Origin of the sequence: Pukyongiella litopenaei, assembly GCF_003008555.2 — a bacterium.
In the GTDB taxonomy this organism is placed as follows: domain Bacteria; phylum Pseudomonadota; class Alphaproteobacteria; order Rhodobacterales; family Rhodobacteraceae; genus Pukyongiella; species Pukyongiella litopenaei.
Map to the genome: position 1 here is coordinate 2,743,088 of NZ_CP027665.1, position 21,239 is coordinate 2,764,326.

22 protein-coding genes are annotated in these 21,239 nt (G+C 67.2%); 9 read left to right on the forward strand and 13 right to left on the reverse strand.

What is annotated here, in order from left to right; translation table 11 throughout:
- Positions 1-59: 59 nt before the first annotated feature.
- The 11 genes from C6Y53_RS13690 to C6Y53_RS13740 all read right to left on the reverse strand — a co-directional run bounded on the left by C6Y53_RS13690 (position 60) and on the right by C6Y53_RS13740 (position 9,822).
- Positions 60-314 (reverse strand): hypothetical protein, encoded by a 255-nt coding sequence (locus C6Y53_RS13690; protein WP_106472930.1) that lies wholly within the window; start codon positions 312-314, stop codon positions 60-62.
- Complete coding sequence (locus C6Y53_RS13695) at positions 311-1,009, reverse strand: CbiX/SirB N-terminal domain-containing protein (protein ID WP_244614839.1); 699 nt, start codon at positions 1,007-1,009, stop codon at positions 311-313. The genes C6Y53_RS13690 and C6Y53_RS13695 overlap by 4 nt, the downstream gene beginning before the upstream one ends.
- A 28-nt stretch (positions 1,010-1,037) precedes the next feature.
- Entirely contained in the window at positions 1,038-2,585 is a 1,548-nt protein-coding gene (locus tag C6Y53_RS13700; protein WP_106472932.1) for a cytochrome D1 domain-containing protein, read from the reverse strand.
- Positions 2,560-3,777: a heme d1 biosynthesis radical SAM protein NirJ gene (gene nirJ, locus C6Y53_RS13705; protein WP_106472933.1), complete on the reverse strand. Its 1,218-nt coding sequence runs from the start codon at positions 3,775-3,777 to the stop codon at positions 2,560-2,562. The genes C6Y53_RS13700 and nirJ overlap by 26 nt, the downstream gene beginning before the upstream one ends.
- A 4-nt stretch (positions 3,778-3,781) precedes the next feature.
- Positions 3,782-4,270 (reverse strand): siroheme decarboxylase subunit beta, encoded by a 489-nt coding sequence (ahbB, locus tag C6Y53_RS13710; RefSeq protein ID WP_106472934.1) that lies wholly within the window; start codon positions 4,268-4,270, stop codon positions 3,782-3,784.
- Positions 4,267-4,716, reverse strand: coding sequence for an Lrp/AsnC family transcriptional regulator (locus C6Y53_RS13715; protein WP_106472935.1), 450 nt, complete (start codon positions 4,714-4,716; stop codon positions 4,267-4,269). Before C6Y53_RS13715 ends, ahbB (C6Y53_RS13710) begins: the two co-directional genes overlap by 4 nt.
- The gene (ahbB, locus tag C6Y53_RS13720; RefSeq protein ID WP_106472936.1) at positions 4,713-5,714 is read right to left on the reverse strand and encodes a siroheme decarboxylase subunit beta; all 1,002 of its coding nucleotides are present in this window, start codon (positions 5,712-5,714) and stop codon (positions 4,713-4,715) included. The genes C6Y53_RS13715 and ahbB (C6Y53_RS13720) overlap by 4 nt, the downstream gene beginning before the upstream one ends.
- A 4-nt stretch (positions 5,715-5,718) precedes the next feature.
- Positions 5,719-6,855: a cytochrome D1 domain-containing protein gene (locus C6Y53_RS13725; RefSeq protein ID WP_106472937.1), complete on the reverse strand. Its 1,137-nt coding sequence runs from the start codon at positions 6,853-6,855 to the stop codon at positions 5,719-5,721.
- Positions 6,852-7,175, reverse strand: a complete 324-nt coding sequence (locus C6Y53_RS13730; RefSeq protein ID WP_106472938.1) for a c-type cytochrome — start codon at positions 7,173-7,175, stop codon at positions 6,852-6,854. The genes C6Y53_RS13725 and C6Y53_RS13730 overlap by 4 nt, the downstream gene beginning before the upstream one ends.
- Positions 7,168-7,956, reverse strand: coding sequence for a uroporphyrinogen-III C-methyltransferase (cobA, locus tag C6Y53_RS13735; RefSeq protein WP_106472939.1), 789 nt, complete (start codon positions 7,954-7,956; stop codon positions 7,168-7,170). Before cobA ends, C6Y53_RS13730 begins: the two co-directional genes overlap by 8 nt.
- Before the next feature lie 84 nt (positions 7,957-8,040).
- A complete protein-coding gene (locus C6Y53_RS13740) occupies positions 8,041-9,822 on the reverse strand; it encodes a nitrite reductase (RefSeq protein ID WP_106472940.1) in 1,782 nt (593 codons plus the stop codon).
- A 109-nt stretch (positions 9,823-9,931) separates the two neighbouring features.
- Here C6Y53_RS13740 and C6Y53_RS13745 point away from each other — a divergent pair, with 109 nt between their 5' ends.
- From C6Y53_RS13745 to C6Y53_RS13780, 8 genes are all read left to right on the forward strand, one after another.
- Positions 9,932-12,004 carry a NosR/NirI family protein gene (locus tag C6Y53_RS13745; protein ID WP_106472941.1) on the forward strand — a complete coding sequence of 691 codons (2,073 nt, stop codon included), beginning with the start codon at positions 9,932-9,934 and terminating at the stop codon, positions 12,002-12,004.
- Positions 12,005-12,015: 11 nt separating this feature from the next.
- Positions 12,016-13,215, forward strand: coding sequence for an NnrS family protein (locus C6Y53_RS13750; protein WP_342212765.1), 1,200 nt, complete (start codon positions 12,016-12,018; stop codon positions 13,213-13,215).
- Between the two features lie 128 nt (positions 13,216-13,343).
- Positions 13,344-13,796, forward strand: a complete 453-nt coding sequence (locus C6Y53_RS13755) for a c-type cytochrome (RefSeq protein ID WP_106472943.1) — start codon at positions 13,344-13,346, stop codon at positions 13,794-13,796.
- 16 nt (positions 13,797-13,812) lie between these two features.
- The gene (locus C6Y53_RS13760) at positions 13,813-15,210 is read left to right on the forward strand and encodes a cbb3-type cytochrome c oxidase subunit I (RefSeq protein WP_106472944.1); all 1,398 of its coding nucleotides are present in this window, start codon (positions 13,813-13,815) and stop codon (positions 15,208-15,210) included.
- 5 nt (positions 15,211-15,215) lie between these two features.
- A complete protein-coding gene (locus tag C6Y53_RS13765; RefSeq protein ID WP_106472945.1) occupies positions 15,216-16,025 on the forward strand; it encodes a CbbQ/NirQ/NorQ/GpvN family protein in 810 nt (269 codons plus the stop codon).
- A 3-nt stretch (positions 16,026-16,028) separates the two neighbouring features.
- Positions 16,029-17,963, forward strand: a complete 1,935-nt coding sequence (locus C6Y53_RS13770) for a nitric oxide reductase activation protein NorD (RefSeq protein WP_106472946.1) — start codon at positions 16,029-16,031, stop codon at positions 17,961-17,963.
- Complete coding sequence (locus C6Y53_RS13775) at positions 17,960-18,517, forward strand: cytochrome c oxidase subunit 3 (RefSeq protein ID WP_425300295.1); 558 nt, start codon at positions 17,960-17,962, stop codon at positions 18,515-18,517. Before C6Y53_RS13770 ends, C6Y53_RS13775 begins: the two co-directional genes overlap by 4 nt.
- Before the next feature lie 2 nt (positions 18,518-18,519).
- Entirely contained in the window at positions 18,520-18,783 is a 264-nt protein-coding gene (locus tag C6Y53_RS13780) for a nitric oxide reductase F protein (RefSeq protein ID WP_244614841.1), read from the forward strand.
- Here the strand turns inward: C6Y53_RS13780 and C6Y53_RS13785 are convergent.
- Together C6Y53_RS13785 and C6Y53_RS13790 are read right to left on the reverse strand one after the other, a co-directional pair.
- Entirely contained in the window at positions 18,773-19,333 is a 561-nt protein-coding gene (locus C6Y53_RS13785) for a DUF4202 domain-containing protein (RefSeq protein WP_106472948.1), read from the reverse strand. The genes C6Y53_RS13780 and C6Y53_RS13785 overlap by 11 nt on opposite strands.
- Positions 19,330-20,037 (reverse strand): Crp/Fnr family transcriptional regulator, encoded by a 708-nt coding sequence (locus C6Y53_RS13790; RefSeq protein ID WP_106472949.1) that lies wholly within the window; start codon positions 20,035-20,037, stop codon positions 19,330-19,332. The genes C6Y53_RS13785 and C6Y53_RS13790 overlap by 4 nt, the downstream gene beginning before the upstream one ends.
- A gap of 237 nt (positions 20,038-20,274) precedes the next feature.
- Here C6Y53_RS13790 and C6Y53_RS13795 point away from each other — a divergent pair, with 237 nt between their 5' ends.
- The gene (locus C6Y53_RS13795) at positions 20,275-21,234 is read left to right on the forward strand and encodes a TAXI family TRAP transporter solute-binding subunit (protein WP_106472950.1); all 960 of its coding nucleotides are present in this window, start codon (positions 20,275-20,277) and stop codon (positions 21,232-21,234) included.
- Positions 21,235-21,239 lie beyond the last annotated feature (5 nt).

The following is a 21,239-nucleotide window of genomic DNA, read 5'->3' on the forward strand; positions in this document are numbered from 1 at the left end:
CCGGTTACGAACCGCTCCAGACCATGTTCACAGCGCCCCGCCGATCTGGCGGGGCGTTTTCATTTCACCCCGTCGGCCTCGTCCATCATCCCGCGCACCCAGCGGGTGACGAGCCAGTTGGCGGGCAGTCCCAGCGGGATCGCCAGCAAGATCGCGGCGACGGGCGAAATGGCGGGCAGGCCCAGCGCCTGCCACATCAGCCCCAGCATGAACAGGTTGATCGCCACCGCCCCGGCGGTGAACACATAGAGCAGGGCATAGAGCTTGCCGAAGGGCCAGCCGCTCTGGCGGTGGGACGTGGGGTCTGTGGTCATGCTGCTTGCTCCTGCATGGCGCGGGCCAGCGCCGCGGCGATCAGTTGCGGCACCCGCGCATGGATCCCGAGCGGGTCGAGCCGCGCGCCGGGGAAACCGGCGAGGTTCAGCGCCTCGGGCAGGTCCTCCTGCACATGGCCGCCCGACGCGGCAAAGAAGGGCAGGCAGATCGCCTGCGCGCCGGTGTCGAACACCACGTCGCCCAGATAGGGCGGTTCCTCGACATAGCCGAGCCGGACCTCGCGGAACCGCAGCAATGCCGCCAGCGCCTCGGCGAAGGCTTCGGTGGCGCGGGCCGAGTTGCGGCTGCGGCCCGATCCGTGCGCGGCGATCACCAGGCAGGTGTCATCCGCCCGCCACCCCCGGCCGGCGAGCGTTTCGGCGAGAATGTCGCGGGCCAGCGCCGGCAGTGACGGATCGGCGCCGAACGGCGCGAGGATATGCGCTGCCGGATTGCCGACGCGTTTGGGCAGGGCCGACCGGGTGAACCAGCCATCGGTCATGAACAGCGGATAGATCAGCGGGGCGGGCCCGGCATCGGCCAGCACCGCGTCGAGCGCGCCGGGTTTTGCCAGCGTGGCGCTGCGGATGTCGCGCCCCGGCAGCAACGCCGCCACCTGGCGGGCAAGCCCGGCCAGTTCCGCCTCGGGCGGGTCCGGTTCGGACGGCTGGCCGTGGCTGACGATCACGGCCACCGGGTCGGTGGCCCGGTCAGTGGCCAGATCAGTGGCTGGTGCCTTCTGAAAAGGTGATCTTGTTGAAGACATTGTATTTCCCGGATGGCTTGCGCATCGGCAGCCTGCGAACCTCTTCCAGCGTGTTGGCGTCATAGACGATCACGGCGCCATCGTCCTCCCACACCGAAACCAGAGCATAGCGCCCGTCGCGGGTAAACTCCACATGCGCCACGGTCGCACCGGGTTCGGGGCGCAGGGTGCGGACGATTTCGAGGCTTTGCTTGTCGATCACATGCATCAGGTCGCGGTTCGGGCCAAAGAACACGTCGGCCCAGAAATAGGGGCTGTCTTCGTGGCTGCGCAGAAAGAACCCCGGCCCCTGCGTGTCGATCGTTTTCAGCACGGTCCAGTCGGTGGTGTCGATGATCGACAGCTTGCCCTCTTTCAGATGCGGCGTGGCCATCACCCGGCGCCCGTCGAGTTCCCAGCTGATGCCCGATCCCAGATGCGGCATCCCCGGCAGCGGCAGTTCCGCGATTTCGCGGCCCACGTTCAGGTTCACCACGACACCGCGCGCCCCGTCGCGCGCGGCACCGATCAGGTGGCGGTAATCGTCGGTAAAGAAGAAATCGTCGAGCGGTTCGGCAATCTCGATCCGCCGCCGCGCGAACAGCCCCTCGGATGACGGGATCGCCTCGACCATGTCCTTTTCGCGGGAATGGACGAACCCCTCATAGACCGGCTCGGCGTCGGGGTCGGTGGCGACCTCCCAGATCTCGGGCGCGTCCTTGAGCGCGAGGATGAAACTGTCGCGCTGCGGCGCCTGGTAGACCGCCGATACCCGGCTGTGCATGCCGGTCTTGGAGATCACCGGCATCACCTTTTCCACCGACAGGTCGGCGGTGGACAGCAGCGTCAGCGCCATCGGCAGGTAATTGGCGACCGCCAGGTGCTTGCCATCGCGGCTGATAGCGATGTTGCGGCTGTTGAGACCGGCGCGCACGCGGCCCACCTGGTGCAGCGACCAGATATCGTATTTCTGCACCCAGCCGTCGCGCGACATGATGAACACGAACCGTCCGTCGGGCGAAAACTTGGGCCCGCCATGGACGGCAAAGGGGGTCTCGAACCGGTCCAGCACCTCGAACGTGTCGCCGTCGAGCACGCTGACATGATGATCGCCGGTTTCCACCACCAGCGTGATGTTCATCGGGTCGGCGTCGAATACCGGGGCGTCGGCGGCGACATAGCCGGGATCGGGCGTCAGTGTTTCCGCGATCTGCGCAGGCCCCCAGTCGGGCACCGCATCAAGCGGGGTTTTCAGCCAGGCGGCGAGTTCGGTGATGGCCGCCTCGTCCATCGTATCGGCAAAGCCGGGCATCTGCGTGGCGGGCCGTCCGTCGGCGATCACCGCCTCGATCTTCGGGCCGCGCATCCGTTTCAGCGTCTCGGGGATCAGCGCCGGGCCGATGCCGCCCAGCCGGCCGGCCCCGTGGCAGTCGGCGCAGTTGTCGCGGTAGATGGCGGCGGGATCGGCGATGGCGGCACTCGCCGCCAACAGCAGCGCGCTAGAAAAACTGATGAGCCGGATCATGTCTCTTGCCCCGGAAAGGAGTGGTGGTCAGGCGGTCGGCATCGCCGCTCACGCCGATCTCGGCGTTGGACAGGTAGCAGGCCGGGTCCTCGGCCCAGGGGTCGCCGGTCAGTTGCAGCGCCCGGATACGGGTGTTGCCGCCGCAGACGGACTGGAACGCGCAGGCCCCGCAGCGCCCCTTGAGCGGGCGCGGGCGGCGGCGCAGCTGCGCCAGCATCGGGTCGTCGCCGGTCCACAGATCCGAGAACGGCGTATCCTTGATGGTGCCCACGGTGTAGTCGGACCAGTAGGTATCCGGGTGCACATTGCCCTGGGTGTCGATATTGGCCACGCCCAGGCCCGAGGAATTGCCGCCCCAGGCCTCGAGGTGGTCGCGCAGGTTGGCCACCCGCGCGGCGTCGAAATGCCGTTCGGCCCAGCGCAGCATGTAGACCGCATCGGCATCGTTGTTGCCGGTCACGATTTCCAGCGGATGCCCCGCCTGCACATCGCCCCAGGCCCGGTCGATCAGCAGGTCCATCGCGGCGCGGGTGTGGTCGTGCACCGCGTCCTCGCCCCGGTTCTTGTCGCCCCGGCCCGCATAGACCAGGTGCGAGAGATAGAACTTGTCGACACCTTCGTCGTCGCACAGCTTCAGCAGGTCGGGCAGTTGCGCCGCGTTGTCACGGGTCAGCGTGAACCGCAGTCCCACCTTGATGCCGCGCCGCTTGCATTCGCGCACCCCGCGCACGGCCTCGTCAAAGGCGCCGTCCACGCCGCGGAACCAGTCATTGGTCGCCCCGATCCCGTCGATCGAGATGCCGACATAGTCGAACCCGATCTCGCCGATCCGGTCGGCGTTTTCACCGTGGATCTTGGTGCCGTTTGTCGACAGCGCCAGCATCCGCGTATGCGGCCGCGCGGCACGGGCGATGTCGAAGAAATCGAACCGGTCCAGCGGCTCGCCGCCCGACAAGATCAGCGCGAAGATGCCGAACCGGGCCATGTCCTCGACATTGGCCATCGCCTGTTCATGGGTCAGTTCGCCGGGAAACTGCACATCCGCCGATACCGTGTAGCAGTGGCGGCAGCGCAGATTGCAGCGCCGGGTCAGGTTCCAGATCACCACCGGTTTGACCGCGCCCGATCCTCGGCGCGTGCGGACCGGGGTGGGATGCGCCAGCTGGTGCATGTATTCGGTCATGCGGAACATGGGGTCAGGCCTTGTTCTGGCGGAGCCGCAGCCCCGTCTTTTTCAGGATTTGCGTCGAATAGAGAATGTCGTGCCCCCGGCAGGCATCGCCCAGCAGGCCGGCGACCTGGTCCCGCAGCGTCTCGACCTCGGCGCGGCTCGACCCGTGCAGCATTGCAAACAGGTTGTAGGGCCAGCCGGGCAGGGCGCGCGGGCGTTCGTAGCAATGGCTGACGAAATCGAGATTGCCGACCTTCTGGCCCAGGTCCGCGATGCGGTCGTCGGCCACGTCCCAGACCGACATGCCATTGGCGGTCATGCCCAGCTTGTAGTGGTTCGGCGCCACCGCGATGCGGCGGATGATGCCGCTGTCCTGCATCGCCCGCAGGCGGTCGTGCAGGTCGGTCTCGCTCAGGCCGAGGTCGCGCGCGATCTGCGCATAGGGGTGCGGGACCAGCGGCAGCCCCGCCTGCGTGGCCTCGATGATGCGGCGGTCGGTTGCGTCGATGATCATGCCGCCACCCGGAACCGGACGAAGAACTCGCGCAGCTTGGGAAAGCACAGCACCTCGCAGCCGGTCTGGCCGGTAAGGTCCCTTGCCACGCGGTCGATTTCCTCGGGCGTCTCGGTGGCCAGCACGAACCACATGTTCAGCCGGTGGTCGCGCCGGTAGTTATGCGCCACCTCGGGCCGGGCGTTGACCATCCCGGCGACCGCGTCGAACCGGTCCTCGGGCACCTCCATCGCGCAGAGGCAGAAATCGCCCCCCAGCGCCGCGGCATCGAAGAACGGGCCGAACCGGGTGATGATCCGCGCGTCGCGCATGGCCTGCAGCCGGGCGATCAGGTCGGATTCCTCGAGCCCCAGTTCGGCGGCGGCCACGGCAAACGGGTCGGTCGCGATGGGAAACCCCTCTTGCAGGTGGTTCAGGATGCGCCGGTCGGTGTCGTCGGGGGTCATGCGATCCTCTTGGCCTCGGGCGCGCAGGCAGCCACCATCGCGCCGGTTTGCTTGAAGCAATGCAGCGAAAACAACGCCTGGTGCCGGACGTCGCGAAACTCGGGCAGGGTGCAGACCCGCGTCAGGACCGACATCGCGTCCTTGCGGCTGCGGGCGTGGATCATCGAATAGAGCCGGTAGGTCCAGACACCGGGAACAGGCGCGCGTTCATAGCACAGGGTGATACCCGGCTGCGCAGCCAGCAGCGGGCCGGCGGCGGTGATCGTGTCGTGGTCCATGTCCCAGACCACCATCGCGTTCGACCGCCATCCCAGCGCCCGGTGGCGCACGATCACGCCCAGCCGCGAGACGATCCCGGCCGCGACCAGCGCGCGCACACGGTCCAGCACCTGCGTCTCGGTCATGCCCAGCTGGCCGGCCAGTTCGGCAAAGGGGCGGGGCAGCAGCGGCAGCCCGCGTGTCAGCGCCTGCAGCAGCGGCCGGTCGTCGGGCCGGAACGCGGCGATGTCCACCGGCGGTTTCGGCGCCGCGCCGCCGATCTGCCCCTTCAGGGTAAAACCGAGATCGACGTTGAACGGGCGCACCAGCGGCAGGTCCAGCACGCGCAGCCCGGTCAGCGCCCTGATCCGCGCCAGCGTCGCGTTGACATGGGCGCGGTCGGGGCCGGTGGCCACGAACCAGAGGTTCCAGTCATGTTCGCGCTGGTAGTTGTGATTGACCCCGGGCTGCGCGCCGATCACCTCGGCGATCTCGCCGATCCGGTGGTCGGGTGCGGCCACCGCCGCCAGCGTGCTGGCCGACACGGTGTTGGGCGCGCAGGTGGCGCCGACGCGGGTGATGCGCCCGGTCTGCCGGTGATGCTCCAGCCGGGCGATCACGTCGGCCTCGCCGACCCCCAGCGCATGGGCCAGGCTGGCAAAGGGCCGGGATTCGACCGGAAAGCCGCGTTGCCAGTCGTTCAGCAGCGCCTGGTCGATCGGATCGCTTACGCCTTCCATCGGATTACAACCCCGTCCGGTGCGCGCGCGCGGTAAAGAAGATGCCCGAGGGGCTTTCGGCGTCGATCTCGCGCAGCTTCTCGAAGCTCTGCGTGTCGTAGACCATGACCTTGCCGGCATCGCGCACCGACAACCAGACCTCGTGACCGCGCGGGGTGAACTCCATGTGCAGCACGCCGGGACCGGGCGCAAACTGGTGCACGACCTGCTTGGTCACGCTGTCGATGACCTGGATCGTGTCGTTGTCGGGATGGGCGAAGTTCACCCAGACCTGCCGCCCGTCCGGCCGCGCCATGGCAAAGACCGGCTGGCCGTGGGTCGCGGTGCGCCCGGTTTCTTCGAGGCTGCGGGCATCGACCCAGAGCACCTCGTGCTGGCCGACCGCCGGCAGCACGAAATCCTGCCCCGCCAGCGCCCAGCCTTCGAGATGCGGCATCTTGTAGACCGGCAGGTCCTCGCGGCCCGCCGCATAGCCCGGCAGGATCGGGCGCGGCTGCGGCGCGTCCTGCCACAGATCCAGCGCGGTCAGGTGGTCGGCACCGAACAGCCCGGCGATATAGGTCCGTCCGTCCGCCGTCACCAGCGCGTCATAGGGGCGGTCCCCGATGCCCTCGATCCGGGTGATTTCGGGGGTTCCGCCCGACAGGTCCGCAATCCAGGTTTCACCCTCGTCCCACAGGGTGAACACGAAACGGCGGCCGGGAATGTCCACCAGCCCGATGGTTTTCGATCCGGTGGGAATATCGGCGACCATGTCCAGCGTGTCGGCGTCGAAGATCCGCACCCCGCCAGGTTCGTAGTTCGAGACCGCGACCAGGCGGCCATCGTCGGAAATCGCCCCGCCGATGGAATTGCCCGCCTGCATCACCCGGTTGACCACGGCCTGTTCCAGGATGTCCACCTTGGTCAGCCCGCCATCGCGGCCAAAGACATAGGCAAAGCGTTCGTCGGGCGAATAGACCAGCGAGGCATGCGACAGGTCGCCCAGCCCCTCGATCCGGCCCAGCGCGGCGCGGTCGGACTGGTCCACCACCAGCAGCGACCCGCTGGCACGTTCCACGATCAGGCCCAGGTCGCCGGTGGGCTGCGCCGTCGCCGGGGCGGCGAGCGCGAGCGTCACCGCAAGGATGAGCTGTTTCATTCGGTATCTCCGGTCAGCAGATATTCGACGATCCAGGCGGCCTCGGCCTCGGACAACAGCGGTCGCCAGGGCGGCATCGGGGTGCCGGGGATGCCGTCGAGGATGACGGTGGCCAGCGTGTCGGCATCGTAATGCGCCAGCGCGTCCGGGCGGATGTCGGGGCCCAGCCCGCCTTTCAGCGACAGCCCGTGGCACGACCCGCAATCCTGCAGCACCAGCTGCTCGAGCGCGGCCGCGTCCGGTTTTTCCGTCGCGGCGATGCCGGCCGCCGCGACGGCGCCGGCTGCCAGCAACGGGAGGCCGATCAGGATCCTATTCACCGGCCATCACCGTCGGTTCGGTCAGCACCCGCGGCAGGGGCCTGGCGGTGTCGTCGCGATAGAGCGAAACGACATGGCCGATCACGAACAGGACCGGCGCGCGCATCGGCATCGCGCTGATGTCGACGCCGATCTGGTCCAGCCGCGAGACCAGCCGTTGCTCGCGCGGCGTGGTTGCCGCGGAAATGGCCATCACCGGCAGCGCGGCGGGCATGCCTTCGCCCATCAGGCGCAGCGCGATCTCGGCGATGTTGGCCGCGCCCATATAGACCACCAGCGTGGTGTCGGGGCAGGCGAGGCTCTTCCAGTCCAGGTCGAGGCGCTGGTCGGCCGCGCGATGGCCGGTCACATAGCGCACGCCGGTCGCCAGGCCGCGATGGGTCAGCGGCACGCCGGTGGCGGCGGCGGTGCCCTGCGCGGCGGTGATGCCGGGGGCATAGTCCACCGCGAGACCGCGTTCGGTCAGATAAGCGGCCTCTTCCGAGCCGCGCCCGAAGATGAGCGGGTCGCCGCCCTTCAGTCGCGCGACGGTCAGCCCCTGCGCGGCCAGTTCGGCGAGAATTTCGTTGATCCGGTCCTGCGGGACCGTGTGGCAGTTCGGGGCCTTGCCCACCGGGATCATCTGCGCGGTCGCCGGGGCAAGGTCGAGTATCTCGGGCGAGACAAGCCGGTCATAGACCACCGCGTCCGCTTCCTTCAGCATCCTCAGCGCGCGCAGCGTCAGAAGCTCCGCGTCGCCGGGTCCGGCGCCGATCAGATAAACCTTGCCATTGGTGGACATGCGGGTGGCTCCCTGGCTGCCTGGCGTGTCGTGTCGGGGTGAACCGGGGGCCGGACAGGCCGGCCCCCGGGGCGAGGCATGGCCTCAGTAGGTGTCGGTCCGGGTGTTGTAGACGTTGAACTTGCCCGTCGGCGTGACAAGGCGTTCGTCCTTGATCACATGCTTGAGTTCGAGCGTCTTGTCATCCACCACCACGATGGCCGATTCAAGGTCGGCGCTGTTCCAGACCGAGAACCAGATCTCGTTGCCTTCGCGGTTGAATTCACCCTGCACCACGCGGGGCTGGCCTTCGGCGATCCCGGCCCATTCCACGATCGGCAGAACGGTGTATTCCGGTTCCTCCTGCGCCAGGTCTGCGACCTTGAACACGGCGACCGAACCAGAGGTTTCGGCATCCGGGTTCAGCGTCGCATCGACATAGAGATGCTCGGATTCCGGGTGGGTCTTGACGAACAGCGACCCGCCGCCCAGCGCGTAGAGCTGGTGCACCATCTTCCAGGCGTTCTCCGGGTGGCCTTCGGGGTCGGTCCCGATCAGCGCGACGGTGTCGTCGCCCAGGTGGGACGTGGCCCAGACCGGCCCGTAGGTCGGGTGGTTGATATTGGCACCCCGGCCCGGATGCGGCGTCTCGCCATCGGTTTCGACGACCGCGATCAGCTTGCTTTCCTTGGTGTCGACCACGGCGACCTTGCCGCGGGCGTTGGCCGCGGTCAGGAAGTACCGTTTGCTGAGGTCCAGCCCGCCGTCATGCAGGAACCGTTCGGCGTTGATCTCGGTGATCTTCAGGGCCTCGATGTCTGAATAATCCACCATCATGATCTTGCCGGTTTCCTTGACGTTGACCAGGAACTCGGGCTTGTAGTGCGACCCCAGGATCGCGGCCACGCGCGGTTCCGGGTGATAGGTCTGTTCGTCATAGGTCATGCCGCGGGTGGACTTGATCCGCAGCGGCTCCAGCGTGTCGCCGTCCATGATGACGAATTGCGGCGGCCAGTAGGCGCCGGCGATCGCATATTTGTCCTCATAGCCTTCGTATTTGCTGGTCTCGACCGAACGCGCTTCGGCGCCGATCTTGATTTCGGCCACCGTGTCCGGGTTTTCCATCCACAGGTCGATCATGTTGATCTTGGCGTCGCGCCCGATCACGAACAGGTAGCGGCCCGATGCCGAGATCCGGCTGATATGCACCGCATAGCCGGTCTGGATCACCGTCTTGATCTCGTAGGTCGAGCCGTCGATCAGGGCGATTTCACCCGCGTCGCGCAGCGTGACCGAGAACAGGTTGTCGATGTCCCAGTCGTTCATCTTCTCGGTGGGCCGGTTTTCCGGCGCGACATGCACCTTCCAGCTGGCGCGCATCTCGTTCATGCCGAATTCCGGCGGCGCGGGCGGCTCGAGCAGCACATAGCGTGCCATCATGTCCACTTCTTCCTCGGACAGGTCGCCCGAGGTGCCCCAGTTGGGCATGCCGGCCGGCGAACCGAAGGTGATGAAATCCCGAAGATACTCGAACCCGCGTTCCCGGGTGATGTCGGGTGTCAGCGCCTTGCCGGTCGCGCCCTTGCGCAACACGCCGTGACAGCCGGCACAACGTTCGAAATAGAGCGTCGTGGCCTTCTGGAACTCGGCGGGCGTCATCACCGGATCACCGGGCTTGCGGCCCGGTATCTCGACCCGGATTTCACCCAAGGTCGTCATCGAAGGCACATACATATCACCCGGTGTGGTGGCATGTTCCTTGATGTCGCTGTTTTCCGCCTGTTCGGCCGTGCTGTCCTGCGCCCAAACGGGGCCGACGGCAAGACCCAAGGCGACAGCGGCGCTTGCAAGAAGCGCTGTGCGTCGTTTGGCTTTCGTGGGATTCATCAGGAATACTCCGTTCGCTGGTGAGGCAGGGGGAACCTGAATCATTTCGCGCGGCCGCACCTTGACTTCAATCAAGGCTTTCGGATCGTCCGCCGCGCAAGAACGCAGCATGATCTCGCGCGCCACAAACCCGGTTTCAGGCTGTATCGCCTTGTTCCTATGGGCGGTGACCGCCTGTCTTGCCTTCCAGCCCGCCACGGCCGACCAACTGCCGTCCGATTTCAGCGTCGAAATCGCGCCGAGCGTGCCCACGGCCGAAATCGCGGCCGGGCTGTTCGGGCTGCAACCGCCGCTGCAACTGACCCGCGAAGAGGGCGCGGCGCCGGGCTGGACCGTGTGGGCCGACGGCGAGGCCGCGGGCTATATCGGTTCGACCTGGGAAATCGCCCGTTCCGTGGGATATTCCGGCCGGCCGCTGGACGTGCTGGTGGCGGTTGATCCCTCGGGCCGGATCGCGGGCGCGCGGCTGATGCGGCACAATGAGCCGATCCTGACGCTTGGCCTGTCCGACGAGGATATCGCCCGGTTCGTCGGCGGTTTTGCCGGGGTCGACCTGATGGCCGGCGATGGCGGCGACGGCCCGGACATGCCCGACATCATCTCGCGGGCCACGGTGTCGACCGGCGTGATTCGCGATTCGATCCTGCGCACGGCGCGCACGCTGGCCATCGGCCGGGGTCTGCTGCCCGGCGGCGGGATCGACCGAATCGGTTTCGAGCCGCGCACCTGGGCCGAACTCGAGGCCGAGGGGGCGCTGGCCCATGCGCGGATGTCGATGAGCGATGCCGGCGCGCGGCTGGACGGCGCCAAGACGCCGATCCCCGACGGCGACGGCCCGTTCGTCGAGCTGTGGCTGGCCCTGATCGACCCGCCCACCATCGGGCGCAACATCCTGGGCCAGCAGCAGTTCAGCCGCGCGGTCGGAACGCTGGGGCCGGGCGAGGTGGTGTTGTTCGTCGGGTCGCGCGGTCTCTATTCCCACCGCGGCACCGGCTGGCGGCGGTCCGGCGTGTTCGACCGGCTGACGCTGGTGCAGGACGGCAACCGCATCGCGCTGACCGACGAGGGCTATGTGCGCGTCGACGAGCTGGCCATCGCGCTGGCGCCCGACCTGAAGGAGCGCAGCCTGTTCCGCATCCCCGCCGACGGGTTCGACGCGGCGCGGCCGTTCACGCTCGAACTGACTGCATCGCGCCCGGCGTCGGATGGCGGCGACGTGAGCTTTGTCCTGCCGGTTCCCTACGCGCTGCCCGAAACCTATATCCTGCCGCCGCCGCCCGAGGCCGCGCCGCTGTGGCAGCAGACCTGGGAACGCAAATGGCCACTGGTGCTGAGCGTGCTGGCGATGATGGGGCTGCTGACGCTGATCCTGCTGTTCCAGGAGCAGCTGGTCCGCCATCCGGCGCTGTGGATGCGGCTGCGGCTCGGGTTTCTGACGATCACGCTGGTCTGGCTGGGCTGGGGGCTGAACGGCCAGCTGTCGGTGGTCCAGGTGGTGGCATTCCTGCAATCGCTGCTGACCGGGTTCCGCTGGGAAACCTTCCTGATCGAACCGGTGATCTTCACCCTCTGGGCGGGCGTGGCGCTGGGGCTGCTGTTCTGGGGGCGCGGCGTGTTCTGCGGCTGGCTTTGCCCCTTCGGCGCCCTGCAGGAGCTGTCCAACGCCGCCGCGCGGCGGCTGGGCGTGCCGCAGATTGCGGTGCCGCACGCGGTGCATGAACGGCTGTGGATGATCAAGTACACGCTGTTCGTGGCGATCCTGGCGCTGTCGTTCTATTCGATGGAACTGGCGCTGAAACTGGCCGAGGCCGAACCGTTCAAGACCGCGATTTCCATGCGGATGATCCGGGCCTGGCCCTTTGTGCTGTTCGTGCTGGCGCTGCTGGCGGCGGGGCTGTTCATCGAGCGGTTCTATTGCCGCTACCTGTGCCCGCTGGGGGCCGCGCTGGCGATACCCGCCAAGCTCAAGGTCTTTGACTGGCTGCACCGCCGCCCGCAATGCGGCCGCGAATGCCGGTTGTGCGAAACCAAATGCACCGTCGGCGCGATCGACCCGATCGGGCGGATCAACCCGAACGAATGCGTCCTGTGCCTGCGCTGCCAGGTGGTGATGAACGATCCGGGCACCTGCCCGGTGCTGAAGCGGCGGCAGCGCAAGGCCCCCGCCCCGGCAAAGACATGAGGATGTCGGTCATGAAAACGGTGTTTTCCGAAGGCTTTCGCGCCTTTTTCGGCGCGGCGGGCCTGTATGCGGTGTTTTCGCTGCTGGTCTGGGAACTCTACCTGGGCATTCACGCGTCCGGCGGCCTGGTGACCGGCCTGCCCTTCGGGGTGCCGCCGCATCTGTGGCACGGGCATGAGATGATCTTTGGCTATGCGACCGCGGCGCTGGGCGGGTTCCTGTTGACCGCGGTGCCGAACTGGACCGGCGCCCGGTCCGCGCCGCAGCGGTTCATCGCGCTGGCCACCGGGCTGTGGCTGGCGGGGCGGATCGCGGTCTGGTTCGCCGGCTACCTGCCGCCGGTCCTGGTGGCGGTTGCGGACCTGGCGTTCCTGCCGCTGCTGGCGTTCAAGATCGCGCTGCAGCTGGTGCGCCGGCCCAAGCCGCAGAACATGGTGTTCCTGGCCTTCATCACCCTGATCTGGGTCGGCAACCTGCTGGTCCATCTGGAATGGACCGGCCTGACCGGGGATACGCTGGCGACGGGCATGCGCGCGGGGCTGTTCGGCCTGTGCGCGATGATCGCGGTGCTGGGCGGACGCGTCACCCCGGCCTTTACCCGCAACGCGATGAAACGCGCGGGCGTGGACGAGGCCCGCTGGCCCGTCAGCCACCCGGCCGTCGAACGCCCCGCCGTGCTGCTGGTCGCCGCCGTGCCGGTGCTGCTGCTGGCGCAGGCGCCAGCGGCACTGACCGGCGCGGTCGCGGTGATCGCGGGCCTGCTGCAATTCGCCCGCCTCGCCACCTGGGCCGGGCGCTGGACCTGGAACCAGCCGATTCTCTGGTCGCTGCACCTGGGTATCGCGTTCCTGGGCGCGGGGCTGGTGACATGGGGGCTGGCGGCGCTGGGATATGGCAGCGAGGTCGGCGCGCTGCACATTCTGGGCATCGGCGCGGTCGGTGGCATGACGCTGGCGGTGATGAGCCGCGCGATCCTCGGTCATTCCGGGCGCGCGCTGGTGGCGCCGCGCCCGGTCGCGGTCGCCTATGCGCTGGTCGCGGCGGCGGCGTTGATTCGCTGGCTGGGATCGGAACTGGCGGGTGATCTGTATTTCCCGTTGATGCTGGGCGCCGGCGCGCTGTGGATCGCGGGATTCACCTTGTTTCTGACCGCGCTGGGGCCGATCATCTGCACCCCGCGCCCGCCGCGCGAACAGGGGGCCGCCGCCTGATGCCCGGCCACCCGGCGCAACCCGCTGATGGCGGGCGAAAAACGCCGATCTTGACTTTAGTTAAGGCGACTGCCCCCCACGGGGCGTAGCGAAATCACATCACACACGCAGCGCAAAAGGAGAGCGCAATGCGCGAAGTCATGACCAAGAGCATGGCCCGGAACATCTTTTTCGGCGGGTCCCTGTTCTTCATCATCATATTCGTGGGCCTGACCGCCCATTCGCACCGCTACATGGTGACCACCTCGACCGATGCCGAGGGGCTGACCGAAAGCGTAATCAAGGGCAAGCATGTCTGGGAACGGCATGCTTGCATCAACTGCCACTCGATCATGGGTGAAGGCGCCTATTTCGCGCCGGAACTGATGAACGTGATGGCGCGCTGGGGGGTCGAGGACGATCCCGATGCGGCGTTCGAAACGCTCAAGGCATGGATGCAGGCAATGCCCACCGGCATCGAGGGCCGCCGGCAGATGCCCCTGTTCGACCTGTCCGACGAGGAATACCGCGCCCTGAGCGATTTCCTGCTCTGGACCAATACAATCGACGCCCAGGGCTGGCCGCCCAACGACGCGGGCTGAGGAAGGTAGAGAACCGATGAAATACGAATCACAAAAGATCGCCTATGCCTATTTCGCCGTTGCGCTGGGGCTGTTCGCGATCCAGATCCTTGGCGGGTTGCTGGCCGGCTTCGTCTATGTGATGCCGAACACGCTGTCCGAGTTGTTGCCGTTCAACATCATCCGCATGTTGCACACCAACAGCCTGGTCGTCTGGCTGCTGCTGGGCTTCTTCGGGGCGGCCTATTTCCTGATCCCGGAAGAGGCCGAACGCGAGATCCATTCGCCGACGCTGGCCTATCTGCAGCTGATCATCCTGGTGGTCGGCACGCTGGGCGTGGTGCTCACCTATGTGTTCAACCTGTTCGAAGGCCACTGGCTGCTGGGCAAGGAAGGCCGCGAGTTCCTGGAACAGCCCAAATGGGTCAAGGCAGGGATCGTCGTTGCGGCGCTGATTTTCCTCTACAACGTCTCGATGACGGTGCTGAAGGGCCGCAAGACCGCGATCAGCAACATCCTGTTGCTGGGCCTGTGGGGGCTGGCGCTGCTGTTCCTGTTCGCCTTCTACAACCCGGCCAACCTCAGCCTCGACAAGCTGTACTGGTGGTATGTGATCCACCTGTGGGTCGAAGGCGTGTGGGAACTGATCATGGCGTCGATCCTGGCCTACCTGATGCTGAAGCTGACCGGCGTGGACCGCGAGATCGTCGAGAAATGGCTCTATGTCATCGTCGCTGCGGCGCTGTTCTCGGGCATCCTCGGCACCGGGCACCACTATTACTGGATCGGCGCGCCGGGATACTGGCAGTGGATCGGCTCGATCTTCTCGTCGCTCGAGGTGATCCCCTTCTTCGCGATGATGAGCTTTGCCTTCGTCATGGTCTGGAAGGGCCGCCGGGACCATCCCAACAAGGCCGCGCTGCTGTGGAGCCTCGGCTGTGCCGTGCTGGCCTTCTTCGGCGCCGGGATCTGGGGCTTCCTGCACACGCTGCACGGGGTGAACTACTACACCCACGGCACCCAGATCACCGCCGCGCACGGGCACCTGGCTTTCTTCGGCGCCTATGTCTGCCTGAACCTGGCGGTGTTCTCCTACGCGATGCCGATCCTGAAGCACCGCGATCCCTACAACCAGGTGCTGAACATGGCGTCGTTCTGGCTGATGGCGGGTGGCATGGTGTTCATGACCTTCACGCTGACCTTCGCCGGGACCGTGCAGACGCATATGCAGCGCGTGGTGGGCGACTACTACATGGACGTGCAGGACAGCATCGCGGTGTTCTACTGGATGCGCTTCGGTGCCGGGCTGGTGGTCCTGCTGGGTGTGCTGCTGTTCCTCTACGCGATCTTCGTGCCGCGCAAGGAAGTGGTGCGGCCGGGTCGTCTCGAACGTGAACGGCTCGAAAACGACCCTGACCATGTAGCGGCGGAGTGACCGGAATGAACGCTTATGCGAACCTGACGGAGGGGGCGGCGGACGCCCCCTTCTATCTCGAACAGGGGGACGAATGTGCCCTGTTCGAGGCGGCGAGTGCCAACAACCTGCCGGTCCTGCTCAAGGGGCCGACGGGCTGCGGCAAGACCCGGTTCGTCGCCCATATGGCGGCACGGCTGGGCCGGCCGCTCTATACCGTGGCCTGCCATGACGACCTGTCGGCGGCCGACCTGATCGGGCGCTACCTGCTCAAGGGCGGCGAAACCGTGTGGGTGGACGGGCCGCTAACGCGGGCGGTGCGCGAAGGCGCGATCTGCTATCTCGACGAGGTGGTCGAGGCCCGCAAGGACGTGACCGTGGTGCTGCACCCGCTGACCGACGACCGGCGCATCCTGCCGATCGACCGCACCGGCGAGGAACTCGAAGCCGCGCCCGGCTTCATGCTCGTGGCCTCCTACAACCCCGGTTACCAGAACATCCTCAAGACGCTGAAACCGTCGACGCGGCAGCGGTTCGTGGCGATGGAATTCGATTTCCCCGCGCCCGAGGCCGAGATTGCCGTGGTGGCGCGCGAAAGCGGGCTGGACGCGGACAAGGTCAAATCGCTGGTCCGGCTGGCGGGCAAGCTGCGTGCGCTCAAGGGCCAGGACCTCGAGGAAGGCGTTTCGACCCGGCTGGTGGTCTATGCCGCCACGCTGATCGCGCAGGGCATGGGTGTCGAACGCGCCATCGAGGCGGCGATGATCGAGCCGCTCACGGATGATGCCGAAGTCAAACGCGGGCTGCTCGACCTGGTGACGGCTGTCTACGGGTGATCCATGGCGGTGCGCGATCTCGACATCGAACCGTGGGAGCCGGAGGAAACCGTCGGCAAGCTGTGGCATGCCTTTGCCAGCCGGCTGGACGCGCCCGCGCAATATGAGGATGCCGGCGTCGACCTGTCCGAACTGTCGGGCCGGCTGGCGGTGTTCTTCCGCGGCCTGGGCGGCGCGCCGTCGGTCGAACTGCGCGCCGTGTCGCCTGAACTCAGCCGCCACCGGCTGAGTTTCCTGCGCCGGCTGGGCACCGAGGCCGAGATCGTCCCGCGTGCCAGTTTCGACGGTGAATGCCTGCGCCTGCCCGAACGGCTGGCGGTGTTTCCCACCCGCGGGGCCAATGGCGCGCTCTATCTGTGGCTCGCCGCGGCGGCGGCCCATGCGCCCGCGTCACCGCCTCCGGCCGATGATCTGTTGCAGGCCGATCTGGCCGCGATCGTCGCCGCCCGCGCGATGACCGAGACCACGCTGGCGGCGGCTCCGGGTCTGCGCGGGCTGCATGACACGCTCTGTGCCGCCTGCCTGCACGGGCGCCGCCGGAGCGCGGGCCTGCCGCGATACGAGGCGGCGATCGAGGCGCTGGTCGCCCAGGCGCTGGGCGATCCCGCGCCGCTGCCCGCGCTGGCGCGGTCGCTGGCCGCCGATCCCGGCGCGGCGCGGGCTCCGCGCGGCTATCAGCCGTTCCAGCCGGTGCCGCTCTGGCCGGACCTGCGCGAGATGACCTTTTCCGCCGCCGATACGGTGGAAAGCCGCGACACCGAGGGCACCCCCGAGGAAAGCAGCGACAAGACCCACCGCGCCCGGCGGCGGCAGGCCGACCAGGCCGAACGCGCCGACAGCCTGATCCTGCACAAGTTCGAGGCGATCCTGAGCTGGGCCGAGTTCCTGAACCTGAACCGCCGGGTCGATGACGACGACCCCGACAATGCCAAGAAGGCCGCCGACGACCAGGACGAGATCGGGCTGGGCCAGATTTCCAAGGCGCCGGCCACGCGGCTGAAGCTGCATCTCGACCTCGCGCCCGAGGACGTGGACCGCGAACGGCTGGCCGGCAAATCCACCTATCCCGAATGGGACGCCCGCGCCGGGGTCTATCTGCCCGATCACGTCCGGGTGCTCTATTCGGCCGCCGAGCCGGGCGACGAGGTGCCTTCGTTCCGCGCCGACCCGCGCGCGCAGCGGCGCATCCGGCAGGTCAAGCGCCAGTTCGAGGCGCTGCGGCCGGGCCGCGTGTTCGTTCCCGCCAGTCTCGACGGCGACGAGCTGGACATGGAGGCGGTGGTCCGCGCGCAGGCCGATATCCGCGCCAACGGGCAGGGATCGAACCGGATCTGGCGGCAGGCGGTGCCGCAGGCACGCGACCTCGCGGTGTCGATCCTGCTGGATGTCAGCCGCTCGACCGAAAGCGCGGTCGACGGCCGCGCGGTGATAGATATCGAGCGCGAGGCACTGGCGGCGCTGGGCTGGGGGCTGGACGCCTGCGGCGACGATTTCGCCATCCACGCCTTTTCGTCGCTGAAACGCGATCGCGTCTATATCCAGCAATGCAAGGGGTTCGGCGAACCGATGAGCGCGGCGGTCGAGGACCGGATCGGCGGATTGCGACCGGGGTTCTACACCCGGCTCGGCGCGGCGGTGCGCCATGCCTCGGCCGGGCTGGCGGAACAGTCGAAGAAACGCCGGCTCCTGCTGGTGATCACCGACGGCAAACCCAACGATCTGGACCACTACGAAGGCCGCCACGGTATCGAGGATACCGCCATGGCGGTGCGCGAGGCGCGCCGCGCGGGCCATTCGGTGTTCGGCGTCACCGTCGACCGCCGCGCGAAAAGCTGGTTTCCCCGGCTGTTCGGGCGCGGCGGCTTCCATGTGATCCCGCATCCGGACCGGCTGACCGAGGCGTTGCCGCAGATCTATCGGGAACTGGTGGGCGCATGAGCGACATGACCGAACCCGGGGCGCTGGACGAACTGCCCGGTGACCTGATGATGTGGGTGCTCATCGTCAGCGAATTGCTGGTCTTCGGTGCCGGGCTGGCGGCCTTCATGGCTGTCCGGCTGACCGATCCCGCCGGGTTTGCCGCGGCGCAGGACGCGCTGCATCGCACCGGGGCGGGGATCAACACCGTGGTCCTGGTCACCAGCGGGTTTCTCGCCGCCATCGCCGGGCCGCTGCTGGCCGGCGGGCAATTGCTCCGCGCCCGTGCAGCCCTGGTCGCGGCGGCGGCGCTGGGGGTGCTGTTCCTGGTCATCAAGGGGGCCGAATACGCCGACAAGGCCGAACGGGGCATCGCCTGGGATACCCATCCGTTCTACACCTTCTACTATCTGCTGACGGGGTTTCACGCGGCCCATGTGGTCGCGGGCGTGCTGATCCTGCTGCTGGTGGCGTGGAAGGCGAACGCGCGCAATATCGAGGTGGGCAGCGCCTTCTGGCACATGGTCGACCTGATCTGGGTGCTGCTGTTCCCGGTGATCTACCTGCTGCGATGACAATGTCCGATCTCATACGCGCCTGGGCGACGCTGATCGCGCTCAGCCTCGGGTCCACCGCCCTGGCGGTCAGCGCGATCCCGCCCGCATGGCAGCCGGCGGCGGGCGCGGCCATCCTGATACTGGCCTGGGCCAAGGCGCGGGTCATCCTTGCCCGCTATCTGGGGTTGGCCGCCGCGCCGTTCTGGGCGCGCGGCTTCGGCATCGCGCTGGGTGTTTTCTGCGTGGTGCTGCTGGTGCTCTATCTGATCGCGATCACGCTCTGAACGCGGCGGCGAGCTGCTCCGGCAGGTCGAACTCGGCCAGCACCCGCCCGCGTGCGTCGGCTGACATCTTGCGCGCGGTCTTGGCGACGATGCGGTCCAGTTTCGCGGGGTCCTGGGTCTGCGAGAACGGCGCGAAATACCATTTCAGAAAGACAAAGCAGATCACGTCCTCGAGCGCCTGAACCCGGGGGTCGCGTTTGATCCCCTCCTTGCGCAACATGCGCTGCGCGGCCTCGATGTCGGCGGCGTCATACCCGGCATCGGCCATCAGGGCGCCAACCCGTTCGGCATGGTGCCGGGCCAGGTCGCTGCGCCAGCCGAGATACCCGGCACGGCCTTCGGGATAGTCGGCGCGTTTCAGCACCCAGCGTTCGATGTGCTGGCCCCGCGCGGCGATCCGCAGCGGTTCGGACGCATCGGGAAACAGCCGTTCGAGCTCGGCGGTCATGCGCTGCCCGTAGAGCAGCGCGGCCGGTGTGCCCTCGGACCGGTCAGGATCGGCGGCGTTGGCCGCGTCGATCGTCGCGATCACCCGTTCAAACCGGGTCATAGCGCCTTGTTCCAGGCCATTGCCGGGTCTTCGTCGGAATAATACTGCAGTCTTTCGATATCGTCGATGGCGGCGTGGTTCTTGGTGATCCGCACGCCGACCGACCGCAGCTTGGAAAACGCCCGCGACAGGCTTTCGGGCTTCATGCCCAGCCGCCCGGCGATCAGGATCTTGTCATAGGGCAGGGTGACGACACAGCTGCCCTGGTCGCAGGGCGCGAGTTTCAGCAGGAACTCGGCCACGCGCTGGGCGCCGGTCTTGGCCTTCATCTGCTCCAGCTGGCCGATGAGGTCATGCAGGTGCTGGAACGCCGCCGCCATGACAGAAATGCAGATCTCGGGGCGGTTCATCATCAGCGAGGTGAACGCCCGCGCCGGGATCTGCAGCAGCGTGCAATCCGTGACCGCCTCGCCCGAAACCGGGTAATCCTGGTCGCGGATTGCCACGGCTTCGCCAAAGCTGCTGCCGGCCGCGCCGACATGCACCACCGCCTCGTTGCCGTTGGGGGCGATCCGGAACAGTTTCATCCAGCCGTCCAGCACGACATGGATGCACCGGGCCGGTTCCCCCTGCATGAAGATCGTCTGACCGCGTTCAAAGCTGCGCGTCGAGGAGGCCTGCAGCAGTTCCCGTGCGATCGCCTCGGGCATCGTCCTGAGCAGCAGCGACCCACGCGCCACGTTTTCTTGTTCTTGGCTGATCATGTGGACCCTTCAATCCTTGTGGCTGCGAATCGCCCTGAAATCAGGCGGTTCCGGCTTCGTCGTCCGATGTTTCATCGTCGGCGTCCCCTTATCACAACTCATTGGCGAGTTGCCAGCGCTACCGGCGCCTCCTGCAGGCTGCCAGCCGCGCTGTTGCGGGGAATTGTTCCTTTTCTTGCGGGGGCCGATCTGCCACCCATGTAGCCCATGCAGTTACGGATTCGCGGAGGAGTAACAATGCGACATTTCATCTGTGCGACATTCACAGCAGCGATGGCGCTGGGGCTGGCGGCCGGACCGCTCGCGGCGGAAACGCGCGTCACCTACAAGTCGGCGAAATCGACCTCGTCCTATTACCAGATGGGCGTGCAGATCGCCGAGGCGATGAAGGCGGGCTCGGATGGAGACATCATCGTCACGGTCGAGGAAAGCCAGGGCTCGGTGCAGAACGTGATGGAGGTGCGCGCCCGTGGCGGCGACTATGTGTTCACCACGCCGCCGGCGCTGGTCGGGCTGGCCCAGCAGGGCAAGGCGATGTTCGAGGGCAAGGGGGATCCGGCCTTTGACGAGATCCGCGCCCTGTTCCCGATCCCGTCGCTGACCATGCATTTCGTGATGTCGAAAGACTCCGGCGTGGCCTCGATCGACGACCTGGACGGCAAGACGATCCTGCTGGGCAAGGGGTCGTTCGGCGCGCGCGAAGGCGAGAAATATCTCGACCTGTTCGGGCTGATGGACAAGGTGCAGATCGCGGATGTGGAACTGTCGGGGGCGGTCCCGGCGATGAAGAACGGCCAGATCGACGGCTTCGTCACCGCCGGGTCCTGGCCCGCGCCGAACGTGATCGAGGCCGCCGCCTCGACCGGGGTCACGGTGCTGTCGCTGACAGATGAACAGATCGAGATGACCAAGCGGGCGCTGCTGGTGATCCCGGCGGGCACCTATGCGGGGCAGGAGACCGACATCCAGACCACCTCGTTGCCGGTGGTCGCCTTTGCCACCACCAGGATGGATGACGACACCGCCTATGCGCTGACCAGGACCTTCTGGGAAGGCCGGGCGGCGATGGCCGAGGCCGCGCCGTGGTGGAACGGTGTGGACGAGGCGCTGATGGCCAATATTTCGGGCAAGCTGCATCCCGGCGCCGTCCGCTATTACGAAGAGGCCGGGTTCACCCTGACCGACGGGCAGAAGTAATCCGG